Source organism: Pontibacterium sinense, from assembly GCF_015209595.1.
Classification (GTDB): Bacteria; Pseudomonadota; Gammaproteobacteria; order Pseudomonadales; family Balneatricaceae; genus Pontibacterium; species Pontibacterium sinense.
This window is the reverse complement of sequence record NZ_JADEYS010000038.1, coordinates 1-3,291: the sequence shown is the minus strand read 5'-3', so window position 1 is coordinate 3,291 and position 3,291 is coordinate 1. Positions and strand designations below refer to the sequence as shown.

The window sequence follows — 3,291 nt, the reverse complement described above, 5'->3', positions numbered from 1 at the left end:
GGGTACTAATTAGGTGCTTGGCAATGACCTACTCTCACATGGGGAAGCCCCACACTACCATCGGCGCTAAGGCGTTTCACTTCCGAGTTCGGGATGGGATCGGGTGGTTCCACCTTGCTATTGTCGCCAAGCAAAACTGGCTAACAACTTGAAGATAAGATTCAAATTATTGTTAATTCTGTGTCTGTACTGCGCACAACACGCAATTTGATGTAATCATCATCGGCCATCAAACGCCTTTGGCGTTATATGGTCAAGCCTCACGGGCAATTAGTACTGGTTAGCTTAACGCCTCACAACGCTTCCACACCCAGCCTATCAACGTCTTAGTCTTAAACGGCCCTTTAGGGGACTCAAGGTCCCAGTGAGATCTCATCTTGAAGGAGGCTTCCCGCTTAGATGCTTTCAGCGGTTATCCCGTCCGAACGTAGCTACCCGGCAATGCAATTGGCATCACAACCGGTACACCAGAGGTTCGTTCACTCCGGTCCTCTCGTACTAGGAGCAACTCTTCTCAAATCTCAAACGCCCACGGCAGATAGGGACCGAACTGTCTCACGACGTTCTAAACCCAGCTCGCGTACCACTTTAAATGGCGAACAGCCATACCCTTGGGACCGGCTTCAGCCCCAGGATGTGATGAGCCGACATCGAGGTGCCAAACACCGCCGTCGATGTGAACTCTTGGGCGGTATCAGCCTGTTATCCCCGGAGTACCTTTTATCCGTTGAGCGATGGCCCTTCCATACAGAACCACCGGATCACTAGAACCTACTTTCGTACCTGCTCGATGTGTCTATCTCGCAGTCAAGCACACTTCTACTCTTACGCTCATTGCATGATTTCCGACCATGCTGAGTGTACCTTCGTGCTCCTCCGTTACTCTTTGGGAGGAGACCGCCCCAGTCAAACTACCCACCACACAATGTCCCCGATCCCGATAAGGGACCTGGGTTAGAACCTCAACATTACCAGGCTGGTATTTCAAGATTGGCTCCACACACACTGGCGTGCATGTTTCAAAGCCTCCCAGCTATCCTACACAAGTAATATCAAAGTCCACTGTGAAGCTATAGTAAAGGTTCACGGGGTCTTTCCGTCTAGCCGCGGGTATACGGCATCTTAACCGCAATTTCAATTTCACTGAGTCTCGGGTGGAGACAGTGTGGCCATCGTTACGCCATTCGTGCAGGTCGGAACTTACCCGACAAGGAATTTCGCTACCTTAGGACCGTTATAGTTACGGCCGCCGTTTACCGGGGCTTCGATCAAGAGCTTCGCCGAAGCTAACCCCATCAATTAACCTTCCGGCACCGGGCAGGCGTCACACCCTATACGTCCTCTTTCGAGTTTGCAGAGTGCTATGTTTTTAATAAACAGTCGCAGCCACCTGGTATCTTCGACCGCCAACAGCTTAGGGAGCAAGTCCCATCACCATCAGCGGCGCACCTTCTCCCGAAGTTACGGTGCCATTTTGCCTAGTTCCTTCACCCGAGTTCTCTCAAACGCCTTGGTATTCTCTACCTGACCACCTGTGTCGGTTTTGGGTACGGTCGCATCATAATCTGAAGCTTAGAGGATTTTCCTGGAAGTATGGCATCAACTACTTCAGCTCCGTAGAGCCTCGTCATCAGTTCTCAGTCTTAAAAGGACCCGGATTTGCCTAAGTCCTAAACCTACAACCTTAAACGCGGACAACCAACGCCGCGCTAGCCTAGCCTTCTCCGTCTCCCCATCGCAATTATGAGCGGTGCAGGAATATTAACCTGCTTCCCATCGACTACGCATTTCTGCCTTGCCTTAGGGGCCGACTCACCCTACCTCGAATAGCGTTGGATAGGAAACCTTGGTCTTCCGGCGGGGCAGTTTTTCACTGCCCTAATCGTTACTCATGTCAGCATTCGCACTTCTGATACCTCCACCATGCCTTACGGCTTTAGCTTCAACGGCTTACAGAACGCTCCTCTACCATGCACATAGTGCATCCGCAGCTTCGGTGGCATACTTAGCCCCGTTATATCTTCCGCGCAGGCCGACTCGACTAGTGAGCTATTACGCTTTCTTTAAAGGGTGGCTGCTTCTAAGCCAACCTCCTAGCTGTCTAAGCCTTCCCACATCGTTTCCCACTTAGTATGCACTTTGGGACCTTAGCTGGCGGTCTGGGTTGTTTCCCTTTCCACGACGGACGTTAGCACCCGCCGTGTGTCTCCCGTGATTGAACTCATGGGTATTCGGAGTTTGCATCGGGTTGGTAAGTCGGGATGACCCCCTAGCCGAAACAGTGCTCTACCCCCCATGGTTAGACACGAGGCGCTACCTAAATAGCTTTCGAGGAGAACCAGCTATCTCCGAGCTTGATTAGCCTTTCACTCCTATCCACAAGTCATCCGCTGGCTTTTCAACGACAGTCGGTTCGGTCCTCCAATGCGTGTTACCGCATCTTCAACCTGCCCATGGATAGATCGCTCGGTTTCGGGTCTACTCCTAGCAACTAAACGCCCTATTAAGACTCGGTTTCCCTACGGCTCCCCTAAACGGTTAACCTTGCTACTAAAAGTAAGTCGCTGACCCATTATACAAAAGGTACGCAGTCACGGTCTCAAGGACCGCTCCCACTGCTTGTACGTACACGGTTTCAGGGTCTATTTCACTCCCCTCACAGGGGTTCTTTTCGCCTTTCCCTCACGGTACTGGTTCACTATCGGTCAGTCAGGAGTATTTAGCCTTGGAGGATGGTCCCCCCATATTCAAACAGGATATCACGTGTCCCGCCTTACTCGTTTTCACAATCTATAAGCTTTCGCATACGGGGCTATCACCCACTATGGCCACACTTTCCAGAGTGTTCTGCTAGCTACAAGATTGCTTAAGGGCTAATCCCCGTTCGCTCGCCGCTACTAAGGGAATCTCGGTTGATTTCTTTTCCTCCGGGTACTTAGATGTTTCAGTTCCCCGGGTTCGCCTCTCAAAGCCTATGTATTCAGCTAAGAGATACCTATAAATAGGTGGGTTTCCCCATTCAGAGATCTCCGGATCAAAGTCTGTTTGCCGACTCCCCGAAGCTTATCGCAGGCTACAACGTCTTTCATCGCCTCTGACTGCCAAGGCATCCACCGTGCACGCTTAGTCACTTGACCATATAACCCAAAGGGGTCTGATCAATGACCGATTTCGTAACGATTACTACCAAATTGGCGTTTGTACTCAGTACAAACATATCAATAAAATTTGAATCAAATCTAAGTTGTTAAAGAGCGTTTAAAGCAAAAAAGCTTTAAAAGATAAGCACTT

Annotated in this window: 2 rRNA genes; both read right to left on the bottom strand. The window is 50.4% G+C overall.

The features are described from left to right. Window positions 1-15: 15 nt before the first annotated feature. Window positions 16-131, bottom strand: a 5S ribosomal RNA gene (gene rrf, locus IOQ59_RS21005). Window positions 132-249: 118 nt separating this feature from the next. Beyond that, window positions 250-3,137 (bottom strand): 23S ribosomal RNA (locus IOQ59_RS21000). Window positions 3,138-3,291: the final 154 nt, after the last annotated feature.